The 15,025-nt window shown below is 71.4% G+C and carries 16 protein-coding genes; 5 read left to right on the top strand and 11 right to left on the bottom strand.

The genetic code is table 11. The features are described 5' to 3' along the window. Nucleotides 1–10: 10 nt before the first annotated feature. The 8 genes from CHR28_RS20230 to CHR28_RS20195 form a co-directional block, all read right to left on the bottom strand. Nucleotides 11–898, bottom strand: a complete 888-nt coding sequence (locus CHR28_RS20230) for a DUF5936 domain-containing protein (protein WP_094055064.1) — start codon at nt 896–898, stop codon at nt 11–13. An 18-nt stretch (nt 899–916) separates the two neighbouring features. Further along, on the bottom strand, nt 917–1,861 hold the full coding sequence (locus CHR28_RS20225; protein WP_094055063.1) for a type II secretion system F family protein: 945 nt from the start codon (nt 1,859–1,861) through the stop codon (nt 917–919). A 9-nt stretch (nt 1,862–1,870) separates the two neighbouring features. Continuing rightward, the gene (locus CHR28_RS20220; protein WP_094055062.1) at nt 1,871–3,208 is read right to left on the bottom strand and encodes a CpaF family protein; all 1,338 of its coding nucleotides are present in this window, start codon (nt 3,206–3,208) and stop codon (nt 1,871–1,873) included. A gap of 25 nt (nt 3,209–3,233) precedes the next feature. After that, the gene (locus CHR28_RS20215; RefSeq protein WP_094055110.1) at nt 3,234–3,581 is read right to left on the bottom strand and encodes a TadE/TadG family type IV pilus assembly protein; all 348 of its coding nucleotides are present in this window, start codon (nt 3,579–3,581) and stop codon (nt 3,234–3,236) included. Between the two features lie 136 nt (nt 3,582–3,717). Beyond that, nucleotides 3,718–4,095, bottom strand: coding sequence for a pilus assembly protein (locus CHR28_RS20210; RefSeq protein WP_094055061.1), 378 nt, complete (start codon nt 4,093–4,095; stop codon nt 3,718–3,720). A gap of 2 nt (nt 4,096–4,097) precedes the next feature. Then, entirely contained in the window at nt 4,098–5,348 is a 1,251-nt protein-coding gene (locus tag CHR28_RS20205; RefSeq protein ID WP_094055060.1) for an AAA family ATPase, read from the bottom strand. 6 nt (nt 5,349–5,354) lie between these two features. Then, nucleotides 5,355–6,062: a Flp pilus assembly protein CpaB gene (gene cpaB / locus CHR28_RS20200; protein ID WP_094055059.1), complete on the bottom strand. Its 708-nt coding sequence runs from the start codon at nt 6,060–6,062 to the stop codon at nt 5,355–5,357. Nucleotides 6,063–6,132: 70 nt separating this feature from the next. Continuing rightward, entirely contained in the window at nt 6,133–6,999 is an 867-nt protein-coding gene (locus CHR28_RS20195; protein WP_179272496.1) for a hypothetical protein, read from the bottom strand. A gap of 350 nt (nt 7,000–7,349) precedes the next feature. Here CHR28_RS20195 and CHR28_RS20190 point away from each other — a divergent pair, with 350 nt between their 5' ends. Genes CHR28_RS20190 through CHR28_RS20170 form a run of 5 tightly spaced genes read left to right on the top strand, consistent with a single transcriptional unit; the run spans nt 7,350 to nt 12,033 of the window. Continuing rightward, the gene (locus CHR28_RS20190) at nt 7,350–8,909 is read left to right on the top strand and encodes a hypothetical protein (RefSeq protein WP_094055058.1); all 1,560 of its coding nucleotides are present in this window, start codon (nt 7,350–7,352) and stop codon (nt 8,907–8,909) included. Between the two features lie 20 nt (nt 8,910–8,929). Continuing rightward, nucleotides 8,930–9,490 carry a hypothetical protein gene (locus CHR28_RS20185; protein ID WP_094055057.1) on the top strand — a complete coding sequence of 187 codons (561 nt, stop codon included), beginning with the start codon at nt 8,930–8,932 and terminating at the stop codon, nt 9,488–9,490. 2 nt (nt 9,491–9,492) lie between these two features. Further along, nucleotides 9,493–9,924 carry a DUF3592 domain-containing protein gene (locus CHR28_RS20180; protein WP_094055056.1) on the top strand — a complete coding sequence of 144 codons (432 nt, stop codon included), beginning with the start codon at nt 9,493–9,495 and terminating at the stop codon, nt 9,922–9,924. Further along, nucleotides 9,924–10,313, top strand: a complete 390-nt coding sequence (locus tag CHR28_RS20175) for a hypothetical protein (RefSeq protein WP_094055055.1) — start codon at nt 9,924–9,926, stop codon at nt 10,311–10,313. The genes CHR28_RS20180 and CHR28_RS20175 overlap by 1 nt, the downstream gene beginning before the upstream one ends. A 31-nt stretch (nt 10,314–10,344) precedes the next feature. Next, on the top strand, nt 10,345–12,033 hold the full coding sequence (locus tag CHR28_RS20170; RefSeq protein WP_094055054.1) for a chitinase: 1,689 nt from the start codon (nt 10,345–10,347) through the stop codon (nt 12,031–12,033). Nucleotides 12,034–12,052: 19 nt separating this feature from the next. On the opposite strand, the gene CHR28_RS20165 is transcribed toward CHR28_RS20170, so the two are convergent. From CHR28_RS20165 to CHR28_RS20155, 3 genes are all read right to left on the bottom strand, one after another. Continuing rightward, nucleotides 12,053–13,366, bottom strand: a complete 1,314-nt coding sequence (locus CHR28_RS20165; RefSeq protein ID WP_094055053.1) for an Nramp family divalent metal transporter — start codon at nt 13,364–13,366, stop codon at nt 12,053–12,055. Nucleotides 13,367–13,529: 163 nt separating this feature from the next. Next, the gene (locus tag CHR28_RS20160; RefSeq protein WP_094055052.1) at nt 13,530–14,012 is read right to left on the bottom strand and encodes an ATP-binding protein; all 483 of its coding nucleotides are present in this window, start codon (nt 14,010–14,012) and stop codon (nt 13,530–13,532) included. Nucleotides 14,013–14,091: 79 nt separating this feature from the next. Then, nucleotides 14,092–14,994, bottom strand: coding sequence for an MEDS domain-containing protein (locus tag CHR28_RS20155; RefSeq protein ID WP_094055051.1), 903 nt, complete (start codon nt 14,992–14,994; stop codon nt 14,092–14,094). Nucleotides 14,995–15,025 lie beyond the last annotated feature (31 nt).

Raw genomic sequence — 15,025 nt, 5'->3', positions numbered from 1 at the left:
GGCGCCCCCCCTACTTCCCCGTCACCGAGCCGAAGTCCGTGCCCGAGCCGAGGATCAGGCCGGCGCCGAGGAGGAGCATCGTGGCCGGGACCATGAAGGTCGTGATCATCATGGTGGCCTTGGGGACCGCCCGGGCCGCCTTCCGCCTCGCGTTCTGGGCGTCCGTGCGCCGCATGTCCTTGGCGAGGGACACCAGCGTGTCGACGATCGGGGCGCCCAGTTCCTCGCCCTGCTGCAGCGCCGTCACGAACATGGCGACCTGCTCGGAGTCGTTGCGGCGGCGCAGTTCCGCGAAGGCGTCGCGGCGGCTCATGCCGAGGTCCATCTGGCGCAGGGTGATGCGCAGTTCGTCGGCCCAGGGGCCCTCGTACTTGGACGCCACCCGGTCCAGGGCCTGGCGGAAACCGAGGCCGGCGCTGACCACGACCGCGAGGACGTCCAGGAAGTCCGGCAGGGTCCGTTCGATGACGTCCTTGCGGATGCGGATGGCCGACCAGATGCCGACCTCCGTCCAGAACGCCCCGAAGGCCAGCAGGAGCAGGGCCACGAACAGCTGTCCGCGCATGAGGAAGACCAGGAAGCCGACTCCGCCCAGGGCGCCGTAGACCGCGCGCCGCGCGGCGTAGCGGTCGATCGTCAGACCCCCCGGATTGCCCGCGAGGTCGATCTTGCGGCGGTACTTGGCCACCTGCTTGGGGCCCATCAGCCGCAGTACGGCGGGCGCGTAGCGCATGCCCATGCGGTCGACGAGCGAGTCGACCGCGCCGGTGCGCGTGGAGCCGACCTCCAGGGCGAGGGCGAGGTCGCCGGGGAGTTTCGCCTCGGCGCGGTACATGCGGATGCCGGCGAAGACGCCCCAGACGCCGATGCCCATCAGCAGGGCGAGAAGCAGTCCCATGGTGTGCCTCCGGGCTTCTCAGATGTCGATGCGGGACAGGCGGCGGATGAGGACGAAGCCGACGGCGTAGAGCGAGAAGGCGATGATGACCGCCGCCTGGCCGAAGGGGGAGCCGGTCATGCGTTCCAGGGCGCCGTCCTTCACGCCGTCCATGAGGAAGAGCGAACCGACGCCCAGGACCGGGACCGCGTACGACGTCATGTTGACCTGGGAGAGCTGGGTGCGGACCTCACGCCGGGTCTCCTTGCGCTCCTCCAGGGTCTCGGTCAGGTTGCGCAGGGCGCTGACCACCTGGCCGCCGGCCCGGTTCGACAGCACCAGGGTGGTCACGAGGACGACGAGTTCGCGGGAGGGGAGGCGGTCCGCCAGTTCGCCGAGCGCCTCGTCCATCGACGCGCCGACGGCCAGCTGGGCGGAGACCTTGCCGAGTTCCTCGCCCGCGGGTGCCTCCATCTCCTCGGCCGCCATCCCGATCGCCGTGCGCAAGGCCAGCCCCGCCTGGGTCGCGTTGGCGAGGATGCGGGACATTTCCGGGAGCTGGTTGATGAATTTCTCGATGCGCTTCTGGCGTTGCCAGTTGAGGAACTGGATCGCCACCCACACGCCCAGCAATCCCGCCAGCGGTCCGAAGAACGGGGCCAGGGCCGCCTGGCCGATCAGCCACAGGCCCGCCACCGTCGCCAGCATGTAGACGAAGAACTCACCCGGCGTGATGTCCAGGCCCGTCGCCGCCAGGCGGAGTTCCAGTTTCCTGCCGAGCCGGGTGCGCCGCAGGCGGCGGTCGATGCCGCGGAAGTGGCGGCGGCGGCCGGCGACCGGGATCTGGCCGGTCGCGGACAGCCGGTCGACGAGCGCCTGGCGCTGGGCCTTGCCCATGGCGTAGGAGTGCAGGCCGATGACCGCGAGGACGCAGGTCAGCAGGGTGATGCCGGTGGTGAGCGTGATGAGCTGGTGCAGTTCCATCGGTCGGTCCTACCTGGCTTCTCGGGTGGCTAGCTGGTCCGCGGTCCGGGCGATGCCGAAGGCCTGCGGGATGGGCTGGCTCGCCATGTAGAGGCGGTCGGCGGTGCGGCGTGGCAGCGGGTAGTACTCGAACGTGCCGTGGATACGGCCGTCGGCGGCCATCGGCTGCGCGTGGAAACGGGCCACCGTCACCAGCCGGTACGGGTCGCTGCCGTGACTGTCCATCAGCGCGATCTCGGTGATGCGGCGCGCGCCGTCCGCGAACCGGGTCAGCTGCACGATGACGTCCACCGCGCTGTTGATCTGGTCGTGCAGGGCGACGAAGGGGATCTCCACGTCCGACATGGACGCGAGGGTCTGCAGCCGCATCAGCGCGTCCTCCGCGCTGTTGGCGTGGACGGTCGCCAGCGAGCCGTCGTGGCCCGTCGACATCGCCTGGAGCATGTCGAGGGACTCGCCGCCGCGGACCTCACCGACGACGATGCGGTCAGGGCGCATGCGCAGGGAGTTGCGCACCAGGTCGCGGATGGTGACCTGGCCCTTGCCCTCGACGTTCGGCGGGCGCGACTCCAGGCGGATCACGTGCGGCTGCTGGAGCTGGAGTTCGGCCGAGTCCTCGATGGTGATGATGCGTTCGCCCTCGGGGATGAGGCCGGACAGGGCGTTGAGGAGGGTCGTCTTGCCGGTGCCCGTCGCGCCCGAGACGATGATGTTGAACTTCGCCTGCACCAGGCCCGCCAGCAGGTACAGCATCGACTCGTCGAGGGAGCCGAGGCCGATCAGTTCCTGCAGCGTGAAGGAGCGCGGGAAGCGGCGGATGGTGAGGGTCGCGCCGGTGAGGGACAGCGGCGGGATGATGACGTTGACGCGCTCGCCGGAGGGCAGCCGGGCGTCGACCATGGGGTTCGACTCGTCGACGCGGCGGTTGACCGTGGAGACGATCCGCTCGATCGTCTGCATGAGCTGGTCGTTGGAGGCGAAGCGCAGGGGCAGTTGCTCCACGCGGCCGCCGCGCTCGACGAAGATCGCGTCCGGGCCGTTGACCATGATCTCGGTGATGGAGGCGTCCTCCAGGAGCGGTTCGAGGATGCCCAGGCCGAGGGCCTCGTCGACGACCCGGCGGATCAGCTGCGAGCGCTCCACGGTCGACAGGACCGGACCCTCGCGGCTGATGATGTGCCCGAGCACGCGCTCCAGCCGGGCCCTGCGCTCGGCGGCGGCCAGCGAACTCATCTCCGCGAGGTCGATCTCCTCCAGGAGCTTGGCCCGGTAGGAGGCGACCATGTGGCCGTCCTCACCCCGGTTGCCGTTCTCCTCGGGGGTGTTGATGCGTGCTCGCAGGCTCATGAGTCCGGTGCTCCTCGCTCGTTGCTCAGTGGTCGCGCGGCATCGTGGCGGTCTTGACGGCGGGGCCGAAGTCCCAGCCCGGCACGAGGGACGGGATCTGCACGCTGGCCGTGACCGTCACCTCGTCCCCGCCGATCGACGCCGGGCAACTGGTGCCGTCCGCCAGCCAGCTGCTCACCGCGGCCCGGCAGTCCGCCTCGTGCGGGCCGGCCAGTGACGCGCTGCGCGCCCCGGCCCGGGCCGCCGTGCCGGCCTGCTGGGCGGTGTAGGCGATCAGGCCGAGCTGCACGGCCGCCAGCGCGACGAGCAGCAGGATCGGCAGGAAACCGATGTACTCGATGGCGACCTGCCCGCGGTCCCAGACCTTGCGCATCCGGGCCGTACCGACCCGGGCCGTGCCGATCCCTGCCGTACCGACCCGTACCCTGCCCGTCCGGCCTGTCGGCCGCGCCGCCGTGGCTCCGGCCGCCCGGCCGTCGCCGCCGTCGCCCTTGCGGATGCGTGCCATGTCAGTCCGTCTCCTCCTCGACCGCTCCGGCGTGGCCCTTGACGGCGTACGGGAAGGACAGCGTGCCCGGGAAGAGGATCGGGACCTCCAGGCGTACGTCCGCCGTCACATAGCCGGAGCCCCCGCAGGTCACCGTGGCGCCGGAGCGCCACGCCTCCGACAGGTGCTTCAGGCCGGCCTCCTGGCACGCGCCCTGCCGTGCGCCCGGCCCCACCGCCGTGCCCGCCCGCACCGCCTCGTCCGCGGCGTTGCCCGCGAGGACGAAGGTGTATCCGACGAGGACGACCTGCCACAGGGCGATCAGCGTCACGAGGATCGTCGGCGTCATGCCGAGGAACTCGATGGTCACCTGGCCCCGGTCCCGCTCTCTCCCGCGCATCCTCACCCCTCCCTCCTCCGCCGCAGGCTCACCGACCCCCGGTCGCCGCCCCGGAACCGGCCCGCCTTCTGGGCGCCCTCGGGGGCCTTGACCAGGCCCAGTTCGGCCGCCAGGCCCCACAGGGCCTGCTTCACCGCGCTCTTGTTCTCCAGTTCGTGGATGCGGCCCGCGTCCACGACGCTCTGCAGTTCCTTGAAGTTGGCGGGGACGGCCGTGGCCGCGACGGCCGTGCCGGTGATCTTCTGGATCAGGGGCGGCTGGATCTCCGTGCCGCGGGAGTGCCGGTTGACGACGACGGTCGTCTCCTCGGCCTTGCGGATCTGCAGCCGGTCCCACATCCGCACCGCCCGCTTGGCCCCCCGTACGGCGACCACGTCCGGGGTGGTGACCAGCAGGGCCCGGTCGGCCATCTCCACGGCCGCCGCTCCCGCGCCGCCGATCTGGGCGCCGCAGTCGATGACGACGACCTCGTAGCGCGAGCGCAGGGCGCTGACGATCTGGCGGGCGGCGCGGTCGGTGACGTCCTCGCCGCGTTCGCCCTCCGCGGGGGCGAGCAGCAGGGCGAGGCCGGTGTCGTGGCGGAAGACGGCGTCGGCCAAGACGCGCGGGGAGATGTCGGTGATGGCGGCCAGGTCGACCACGGACCGGCGGAACTGGACGTCCAGGTACGAGGCGACGTCGCCGGTCTGGAGGTCCATGTCGACCAGGGCGGTGCTGCGGCCGGAGGCCTGGGCGGCCAGGGCCAGCTGGATCGCGGTGAGGGTGGCGCCGACCCCGCCCTTGGCGCCGCTGACCGTGACGACGGTGCCGCCGACGCCGGTGAAGACGTCGCCGCCGGCGCCCAGGTGCCGCCGTACGCCGACGGACCACTGGGCCACCGCCTGGACGCGGCTGGCGAGTTCCTCGTAGCTGAGCGGGAGGGCGACCAGGCCGCGGGCGCCGTAGTCCATGGCGGCCTGGAAGAGGCCGGGGCTCGCGTCGGAGGTGACGAGGATGACGCCGACGGCCGGGAAGCGCAGGGCCACTTCGCGGATCAGTTCCAGCGCGGGGACCGGGCCGATCCGCTCGTGGACGATCACGACCTCGGGCAGCTCGTCGACCGATTCGGCGGCCAGGCGGGCGAGGGTGTCGATGAGCTGGGTGGAGTCGACCACCGGGGCGACCGGTTCGGCGTCCGGGAGCTGGCTGAGCAGCGTCGTGACGGACCGGACCGCGTCCGCGTCACCGACGGCCGGGAGGATCCTCGTGGGCATGCGCTCTCACTTGTCCTTCGCGAGTTCGTACGTCCGCTCCCGCTCGGGGACGGTGGTGTCGCTGCCGGGCGCGACCAGGGCGAGCCGGACGCGCTTGGCGAACGACTCGGCGTAGGTGACGCGCTGGGCGTCCAGGGCGGACAGCGCGAAGGTGATCGGGACGGCGTCGGTGGGCTGCTGGGTGCGGTTGCTCTCGTCGGGGTTGAGCGCGGTCAGTTCGCCGACGTCGAGGACCTTGGCGTTGGTCACGATGATCTTCGACTGGTCGGGGTCGCCCTCGCGCGCGCCCTCGAAGGTGGCGTAGACGTTGACCGCGGCGCCCGGGGTGATCTTGCCCGCCACGCCGGTGGCCGCGTCGATCATGATGGCGACCTCCTGCTGGCCCGGCTGGAGGGCCGGCTGGCGGACGATCATGTCCGACTGGAGCAGGGAGCCCGCCTTGAGGGTCGTGACGGCGATCTTGCCCTGGATCTCGCGCAGGTCGGTGACCGCGTTGTCCGACAGCCACCGCTCGGGCATCTCGATCTTCTCGAACTGGCCCGTGCTGAGGGCGGTGTAGGGCGGTACGTCGGACTTGAGCCGGTAGGCGGTGACCTCGGGGCCGACCTTGGACTCCACGTCGCTGATGACGGACAGCACGCCGGCGAAGGCGCCGAGGGCGCAGACGACCGACAGGAGCAGGAGAATCACGCCGCGGCGCTGACGGGAATTCATGAACCGTACAACCTCGTTGGGGATATCGGTCGAGCGGGACGGGAGCGGTGCCGGAGGGCGGTACGCGGGCTCACCCGGCGGCCGTCCGGTTCTCGAGCTGCTTCGGGGGCGGACTGTCGTGGCCGGGAGGCGTCGCGGAGCAGAAGACGCAGCGGTCGCCGATGACGTCGATGCCGCACCAGTGGCAGCGGCTGCGCCGTACGGAGGTGACCAGCTGGTAGAGGACGGACAGGTCGGGCAGGTAGCTGCAGAACTCGATGAGCTTGCCGGTGCCCCACCAGGCCGGTGACTCGGCCGGAAGCCGCGTCTCGCGCAGGCCCTGCACGTTCCAGGCCGGGGCGAGGGTGGCGCTGACCCAGTCGGACTGCAGCTGCCCCTTGGCGACCAGCATCCAGGTGCCGAACTCGGGCCCGGGCAGCAGGGCTTCGGGGGTGATCTTCACCAGCCGCGGCTCGGGGTGGGCGAGCACGCCGAACTGGCTGCCGGGCACCCAGGACTTGGCGTGCGACTTCAGGCCGACGGGGACGTGGTCGAGCCGGGCGACGGAGTTGAGCAGCGCTCCGGCGTGGATGTAGTGGACGAGCAGCCGGCCGGCCGAGGCGAGCACGCCGGGGCTGATGTCGCAGGAGGCCAGCTGGCGCAACTGACGGGCCAGCACGGCCAGTCCGAGGGGCGGCAGGTCCGGCCGGAACAGGGCGACGCGGTCGGTCTCCATGAGGGAGCGCAGGGTGTGCAGGCGGCGCTGCAGTGCGGTGGGCGCGGCCGGTGAGCAGACCACGATCACGTGCCCGTGGTGTTCGACCAGGGCCTGGAGGTCGGCGAGCGCCTGTTCCAGGGGGCGCTCGGCGAGGTCCCGGAGCACGGCGGCGGGCAGGGTGCGTTCGTCCTGTGGCGGCAGCGCCATGTCGGCACTGGTCACGGCAATGGCAGTTGGCACGCGCAGCTCCCCGTTTTCCCCATGCCCGTCGGAACGCCGGGTGTCACTCCGGCGCACCGTGTCGACTTCACTGCGTGACTACCTCAGCACTGTATCCACGGCTCTGTGACCGGAGAACAGCGTTTGTGTAGCTGGTGAGCAACTGCCGTTGCACAAGATGCGTCAAAACGGGGCACGTTGAGCATCTTGCCGGTCACCGGAGCGGCTCGGGCGGGCCCGGGTGGTGGGCCCAGGGGGCCCAGAGCTGACGGTGGGCCTTCGTTTGGGCCCTGAGGCCCACGCCCCGGGCGGCGGCGCGTACCTACGCTCGCCGTCCACGCAGAGGCGGTTCGGGCAAGGAGGGGTGCCGTATGGCTGGCGGGGGCGGCATACGGGCGTTCGGGCACAGACGGGTCTTCGACGACCGCGGCGCGACCGGCACCGAGTACCTCGGCATGGTCGTCGTCAGCGCCGCGATCGTCCTCGCCCTGTCGGCGACCGGGGTCGGGCAGCTGATCTACGACAGGCTGGCCGCGCAGGTCTGCCGGGTCGCGGGCGGCGGCGACTGCGGGACGGGGACGCCGGGCCCGGGCAAGCCGCTCACCGACGCCGACTTCGAGCCGGCCCTGTGCCAGGTCTCCTCCGTCACCGACAAGGCCGGCTCCAAGGCGAAGATCTTCTTCTGGGAGATCGGCAAGGAGTACGGCTTCCAGGAGCAGCACCTGAAGGCGAAGACGGACGTCAACGGGGACGGCAAGGTCGACGACAGCGACCAGCTGGTCTATCTGACCTTCACGGACGCCGCCTCGGTGGCCGCGAAGAAGGACTTCAAGCCGGGCATGAAGGTCGGCAGGTTCGGCGCGGACAAGGTGGAGCTGGGGCTCGGCATCAAGGTCACCAACGGCGACACCTGGGTCTTCGAGAGCCCCGAGGAGGCCCAGCGCTTCCGGGACGACGTGGAGAAGCTCCAGATGTACGAGATGCGCCGCACCATGCCGGGCGGCGCGGAGGCGAGCCTCGGCGACAGCATCCTGTACCTCTTCGGCACGGGCCCCCTCAAGGACGAGGAGGACACCGAGAACCGGATCAAGGAGCACCTCGGCGACAACCGGAAGATCACCTACGGCAAGGTCGGCCTGGAGGCATCGGCGTCGGCGGGCCTGAAGATCTCCGCGGGTGACGAGAAGAAGCTGAGCGCCGCGCTCGGCGGCACCTTCAAGTACTCCCCCGAGGTCACCTGGACCGACAACGCCTACAAGAACACCAAGTCGTACACGTACTCCTCGTCCATCGAGTACGGCTCCAAGGTGGGCTACGAGGCGGGCCCGCTCAGCGGCGAGTACACGGCCAACACCGTGCAGACGGGCACCATCACGGTCACCTACGACAAGAAGACCGGCAAGCTCGTCCGCGTCGACATGACCCGCACGGTGGAGAAGGGCGGCCAGAAGGACGGCGCCAAGGCGGGCGGCGACAACGGCGGGAAGGACGACGACAAGCGGGGCGGGAACGCCGGGGTGAAGGGCACCGACTCGCAGACCGGCATCGAGATCGTCACCAACACCCTCACCTTCGACCCGGGTCCGGCCGGCGATCGGGACCGCGCGATCGCCGAGCAGTGGCTGGACAGCAGCAACGAGCAGATCGCCACGCCGTTCCAGTACATGTTCTCCGACCACGCGCCCACGTCCCGCCCGGGCGCCGACGACCCCTTCGGGCAGCTGATGTTCGACCAGGGGAAGTCGAGCCGGATGACGTACACGGGCGACGTGAACGCGGCCGAGTACGGCTTCGAGTTGAATCTCGGGCTCAGTCTGGGCATGACGATCAGCACGGAGAAGAAGTCGGAGACCCTGACCGGCGCCCAGTTCCTGGGCGCGCCCCGCGGGGACGGTCGCTCCTATCTTCCCTACAGCTACTGTGCGAACTGACGAAACGGGAGCCCGAACCGATGAAGACCCGCCGTGCCTGCCTGGCCGCCGCCCTGCTGACGACCGCCGTGGCCCTGACCGGTTGCGGGAGCTCCGGCTCCGGCGCGGCCTCGGTGCCCGACGGCTGGGGGACGCTGAAGACGAAGGGCGTCGACGTGTCGTACCCGGAGGGGTACGCGGAGCAGAGCGCCGCCGAGCGGGGCAAGCACAACGCCGCGGCCGCGGTGCGCACCGAGGACGGCCGGAAGGTCTCGGTGATCACCGTGCAGCTCGGCTTCACGGAGGCGAACTCGGCCGAGCAGGCGGCGATCGCGGCCGAGGCCGGCATCCAGCTGGGCGCGAAGGTCGAGGGCCAGAAGGACGTGGAGCTGGCCGGCACCGACGAGGCGAAGCGGATCGACTTCTCCTTCGAGGCGACCGGCGAGGACGGCGGCCCGGCCAAGGGCACCCCGGTGCGGGGAGTGATCCTGACGGGCCTCGACTCCTCGGACACGACGTTCGCGATCCGCATCGACGCCGCCCGGGGCACCCTGCCGGACGGGGACCTGGACCGGATCATCGACTCGGTCGAGGTGCGCTAGCCGTGGAGGTGCCGGGCGCCGGATACGTCGTACTCGCCCTGCTGGTGGCCCTGTTCGGGACGCTGGCCGGGCGGTACGCGCGGCGGCTGGTGACCGTCGCGCGGGTGCTGCGGCGCGGGGTCCGGGCCGGGGGCGAGTGCGTCCGGGTGGAGACCGAGCCCTACGGCCGCTCCGACGCCCGGCGGCACTTCTTCGCCTTCCGTACGGCCGACGGCACGCGGGTCGAGTTCGAGGACCTGGCCGGCGCCTCGACCACCAGGGGCACGCCGGTCACCGTCACCTACGACCCGCGCGACCCTGAGGGCACGGCGACGGTGGCGGGCCGGGGCAGCTGGTCCCCGGTGCTCCAGTCGGCGGCCCTGGTGGCGGGCTGCGGCATGGCCGCGCTGGGCTTCGCCGTGCTGTTGTACTTCGAGATCTCCGGAGGGAAGTGATGGCACTCGTCCGCTCCTGGGCCGTCGGCATCGTGGTGCTCGTCGTCGCCGAGTACCTCCAGATGACGCTGGTGTACGGCCCGCTGGCCGGCCCCGAGGGCGTCGGCTCGTTCGGGGCCGCGCTGGCGCTGGTGCACCTGCCGAACCTGGTGTGCGTGGTGCTCGCGACCTGGGCGGCGGCGCGGGTGCATCCCGAGCCGTGGCGGGAGATGCCGGCGCGGCACCTGGCGGCGGCCTGCACCGTACCGGCGGCGGCGCAGGTGCTGCTGCTGGCGCTGCGGCCGGACGTGCTGGACCTGGCGGGCCCGGCGTTCTGGATGTCGACCGGGGTGCTGCTGGCGGGATGCGCGGCGGGCCTGCTGCTGGACCGGTTGGTCTGGACCTCTTGACAGTTGCTTTGGTCTGGACCACCTTCTTGTCATGTCCAGACACAGACGATCCCTGCGGCTGTGGTCGGGCGCCCTCACGGCTGCCCTGGCCCTCTCTGTCACGACCGTCGGCCAGGCCTCCGCCGCCGACGTCAACAACGTCCGGAACGCGGGCTTCGAGTCGGGCCTGAGCGACTGGACCTGCTCGGCGGGCAGCGGCACGACGGTCTCCTCCCCGGTGCGCAGCGGCACGTCCGCGCTGCAGGCGACCCCCGCCGGCCAGGACAACGCCCGCTGTACCCAGACCGTGCGGGTGAAGCCCAACTCGACCTACAGCCTGGGCGCCTGGGTGCGCGGCGGATACGCCTACCTGGGCGTGACCGGCACCGGCACGACGGACGTGTCCACCTGGACCCCCGACTCCAGCTCCTGGAAGCAGCTGTCGACGACCTTCACCACGGGCGCGTCGACGACCTCGGTGACGGTGTACACGCACGGCTGGTACGGGCAGGCCGCCTACTACGCCGACGACGTGTCGGTGTTCGGCCCCGACGGGGGCGGCGGCACCGACCCGGGCCCCACGGTCCCGGCCGCGCCGAGCGGACTGCGCGTCTCCGGCACCACGTCCTCGTCGGTGTCGCTCGCCTGGAACACGGTCTCCGGCGCCACGGGCTACACCGTCTACCGCGACGGCACCAAGGTCACGGCGGTCTCCGGCACCTCGGCCACGGTGACCGGGCTGGCCGCCTCGACGTCGTACTCCTTCCAGGTCACGGCGACGAACGCGGCCGGTGAGTCGCCGAAGTCGGCGGCGGTCACGGGAACCACGAACAACACCTCCGGCCCCGGCCCCGCGCTGCCCAAGCACGCCGTCACCGGCTACTGGCAGAACTTCAACAACGGCGCCGCGGTCCAGCGGATCTCGGACGTGCCGGCCCACTACGACATCATCGCGGTGGCCTTCGCGGACGCCACGGGCACGCCGGGCGCGGTGTCCTTCACCCTCGACTCGGCCGGGCTCAACGGCTACACCGTCGACCAGTTCAAGGCCGACGTGAAGGCCAAGCAGGCGGCCGGCAAGAAGGTCATCATCTCGGTCGGCGGCGAGCGCGGCACGGTCTCCGTGAACGACGCGGCCTCCGCGACGAACTTCGCCAACAGCGTCTGGTCCGTGATGCAGGAGTACGGCTTCGACGGTGTCGACATCGACCTGGAGAACGGCCTCAACGCCACCTACATGACGCAGGCCCTGCGCGCCCTGTCCGCGAAGGCGGGCCCGTCGCTGATCATCGCGATGGCGCCGCAGACCATCGACATGCAGTCGACGTCGAACTCCTACTTCCAGACGGCGCTGAACATCAAGGACATCCTCACCGTCGTCAACATGCAGTACTACAACAGCGGTTCCATGCTCGGCTGCGACGGCAAGGTCTACAGCCAGGGCACGGTCGACTTCCTGACGGCCCTGGCCTGCATCCAGCTGGAGAACGGCCTCGCCCCGTCCCAGGTCGGGCTCGGCCTGCCCGCCTCCACCCGGGCGGCGGGCGGCGGCTACGTGTCGCCGACCGTGGTCAACAACGCCCTGGACTGCCTCACCAAGGCCACCAACTGCGGCAGCTTCAAGCCGCCGCGGACGTACCCGGCCCTGCGGGGTGCGATGACCTGGTCGACCAACTGGGACGCCACCTCCGGCAACGCGTGGTCCAACGTCGTCGGGCCGCACGTGGACGCCCTGCCGTAGCCGCCCGGCCCTCCGGCCCCTAGAAGAACTCCCCCCACGGCTGGTCCCAGATCTGCTTGACGCACAGGATCAGGAACAGCAGCCCCGCGACGGCGAGCATCACGTTGCTCACCGGGCCGTTGCGCCACTCGCGGGGCGTGCGGGGGGAGTTCAGGAGCCAGATCAGGGTGCCGGCGAGGAAGGGCAGGAAGGCCGCGCCGAGCACGCCGTAGATGATGATCAGCCGGAAGGGCTGGCCCTCGAAGAGCAGGATCATGGGCGGGAAGGTCAGCCAGAGCAGGTACGCGCGGAACGGCCAGGAGCGTTCCCGCTCGCCCGAGGCGACCTCCTGGCCCTTGGCCTGTCCCCGGCCCGACAGACGGGCCACGAAGTCGGCGAACATCAGGCTCACGCCGTGCCACACCCCGATCAGCGAGGTGAAGGACGTGGCGAAGAAGCCGATGAGGAAGAACTTCGCCGTCGCCGCGCCGTACTCCTTCTCCAGGATGTCGCCCAGCTGGATCAGGCCCTTGTCACCGCTGGCGATGGCGACGTTCGCCGAGTGCAGCAGCTCGGCGCCGACGAACAGCATGGCGATCACGAAGATGCCGGTGGTGGCGTAGGCGACGCGGTTGTCCAGCCGCATGACCTTCATCCAGCCGGTGTCGGTCCAGCCCTTGGCGTTGACCCAGTAGCCGTAGGCCGCGAGCGTGATCGTGCCGCCCACGCCGCCGATCAGGCCCAGCGTGTTGAGGATCGAGTCCTTCTCGTCCGGCAGCACGGGCAGGAGCCCCGCGAAGGCGTCCGCGAGGTTCGGCGTCACCCGGATCGCCAGGTACACCGTCACCACGAACATGACGCCCACCAGGACCGTCATGACCTTCTCGAAGACCGCGTACTTGTTGAACCAGACGAAGACCAGCCCGACCAGCCCGCAGGCGATGCCCCACCACTTCAGGTCCATCACGTCCGGGAAGAGCGCCTGCAGCGGCAGCGCGCTCGACGACATCGCAGCGGCGCCGTAGACGAAGCCCCACACCACGACGTAGACCGCGAAGAACCAGGTCGTCCAGCGGCCCAGACTCGCCCAGCCGTCGAACAGGGTGCGTCCCGTGGACAGATGCCAGCGCCCCGCCGCCTCGGCCAGGGAGATCTTCACCAGACAGCCGATGATCGCGGCCCACAGCAGCGTGTACCCGAAGTTGCTGCCGGCGATGAGCGTGGCGACGAGGTCCCCGGCCCCCACCCCGGTCGCCGCGACGACGATCCCCGGCCCGATGTACTTCCAACTCGCCTTGCGCATGGGGGGTTGATGGGCAGCCTGGTCCGTGGTGTTTCCCGTGGTGTCCGCCATGCAGATCAAGAAACCGCAAAGGGCCTCACCCGACAAGAGGGCGCGAGAGCAACGACCCCAGGGGCGCGGGGAACCGGGCGCCCGGCCCCCGCGCACCCGCGGACGGGAACGGCCCCCCGGCGGTTCGGGCGAACCCCGGGGACGGCCGAACCCAGCGGTGGCGTCACGGCTGTCGCCGACCGCAGCCGTCCGCCCCGCACGTGCCGAGCTCGAACCACACGGTCTTGCCCGACCCGTCCCGGTGGCAGCCCCAGCGCTGGGCGAGCGCGTCCACCAGGAACATCCCCCGGCCGTTCTCCCCGGCGCCCGCCTCCAGCACCCGGGGCACCCGCCGCTCCCCGTCGGAGACCTCGCAGCGCAGGACGCCGTGCGCGGCGAAGAGCGTGAGCCGGAAGCCGCTCGCGGCATGCACCAGCACGTTGGTGACCAGCTCGCCGACGAGCAGTTCGGCCACGTCCGCCACCTCACCGCGCTCCGCGATCCCCCAGCTCTCCAGCTGCCTGCGCACCTCCGCACGTGCCTCGCGCACGACGAAGGGCCGGGGTGCGTACTCGACACTCAGGTGGCCTGCTCCCAGGGGTGGTTGCGGGAACGGGCCGTAGTGGGCGTCGGGGTCCGGGAGGTGGCGCCCGGAGAGTTGCAGCATGCCTCCAGGGTGATCCCCGGGGAGGGTCCGGCGCAGGGGGAGGACTACCCGTTCCCCTACCTGCTCGCGCAGGTGGGGGCTACGCGTACTGCAGCCGGACCGTCGCGCCGGCGCTGTCGTCGCGGATGTCGACGTAGGCGCAGACCTGCCGCGCGTACCACAGGCCCGGGCCGGGCTCCGGGCCGTCGGGCGGCGGTGGCACGAAACCGGCGAGCGGGTCGGCGACCGGGCGGGCCGAACGCAGTTCACAGACGCAGGCGGGCGCCTCGCCCCACAGCAGGGCCGTGCCGTCGAGCGGGGCGAGGGCCGCCGCCGCCCCGGCGACGGCGGTGGCGAACAACTCGGCGTCGGCGGCGGGCAGACCCCGCTGCTCCGCCCAGCCGCGCACGGCCGCCGCGTGCGGCTCGGCGAGGGGTTCGGCGCCCCGCGGGGGCAGCGGCAGCGGTACGGCGTCGAGTTCGGCCACGAGCCGGAACGGGTCCTCGTACACCTCCATGCCGGGGTGGGCGCGGCGGGCCGCGGCGACGACGGCGGGCCCGGCGGTGCGGGTGTCGTAGGCGCACAGGGCGGTGGTGGCCAGGGGGCCGAAGAGGGGGTTGGCGAGGGCCTCGTAGCGGATCCACTCGGTCGTCTCGCGGGTGGAGCGTCCGGCGCGGCCGCTCCACACGGGCTCCATCAGCAGGTGCATCCGGCCGCCCGGCCCCGCGTGCGCGGTGAGGTGGGCGGCGGCCCGGGCCACGGCGTTGGCGGCGGAGCCGGTGTACCACTCGGTGTGCGGGACGCAGGTGATCTCCTTGGCGTCACCGCCGAGGGCGTCGCGCAGCAGGTCGAGGTGGTGCGGGGCGGCGATGGCCACTGGCGGGGGTTCGCCGGGGGCGGCGAGGCCTTCGCCGAGGAAGGGCAGGGCGGCGGCCACGAAGGTGTCGTCGGAGTCGAAGACGGCCATGCGGTGGTCGAACGGGGCGGGTTGTCCGGTGGTCACGTGATCCCCTCGGGTGGGTGTGGGTGGGGTA

It is taken from the genome of Streptomyces sp. XY006, assembly GCF_002237655.1.
GTDB classification, from domain to species: Bacteria; Actinomycetota; Actinomycetes; order Streptomycetales; family Streptomycetaceae; genus Streptomyces; species Streptomyces levis.
This window is presented reverse-complemented; position numbering and strand designations above follow the sequence as displayed.

Coding starts and splice junctions, on each gene's coding strand:
- CHR28_RS20230 (WP_094055064.1), bottom strand. CDS start 898: ATGGGACTGCTTCTCGCCCTGCTGATGGGCATCGGCGTCTGGGGCGTC.
- CHR28_RS20225 (WP_094055063.1), bottom strand. CDS start 1,861: ATGGAACTGCACCAGCTCATCACGCTCACCACCGGCATCACCCTGCTG.
- CHR28_RS20220 (WP_094055062.1), bottom strand. CDS start 3,208: ATGAGCCTGCGAGCACGCATCAACACCCCCGAGGAGAACGGCAACCGG.
- CHR28_RS20215 (WP_094055110.1), bottom strand. CDS start 3,581: ATGCGCAAGGTCTGGGACCGCGGGCAGGTCGCCATCGAGTACATCGGT.
- CHR28_RS20210 (WP_094055061.1), bottom strand. CDS start 4,095: ATGCGCGGGAGAGAGCGGGACCGGGGCCAGGTGACCATCGAGTTCCTC.
- CHR28_RS20205 (WP_094055060.1), bottom strand. CDS start 5,348: ATGCCCACGAGGATCCTCCCGGCCGTCGGTGACGCGGACGCGGTCCGG.
- cpaB (WP_094055059.1), bottom strand. CDS start 6,062: ATGAATTCCCGTCAGCGCCGCGGCGTGATTCTCCTGCTCCTGTCGGTC.
- CHR28_RS20190 (WP_094055058.1), top strand. CDS start 7,350: ATGGCTGGCGGGGGCGGCATACGGGCGTTCGGGCACAGACGGGTCTTC.
- CHR28_RS20185 (WP_094055057.1), top strand. CDS start 8,930: ATGAAGACCCGCCGTGCCTGCCTGGCCGCCGCCCTGCTGACGACCGCC.
- CHR28_RS20175 (WP_094055055.1), top strand. CDS start 9,924: ATGGCACTCGTCCGCTCCTGGGCCGTCGGCATCGTGGTGCTCGTCGTC.
- CHR28_RS20170 (WP_094055054.1), top strand. CDS start 10,345: ATGTCCAGACACAGACGATCCCTGCGGCTGTGGTCGGGCGCCCTCACG.
- CHR28_RS20165 (WP_094055053.1), bottom strand. CDS start 13,366: ATGGCGGACACCACGGGAAACACCACGGACCAGGCTGCCCATCAACCC.
- CHR28_RS20160 (WP_094055052.1), bottom strand. CDS start 14,012: ATGCTGCAACTCTCCGGGCGCCACCTCCCGGACCCCGACGCCCACTAC.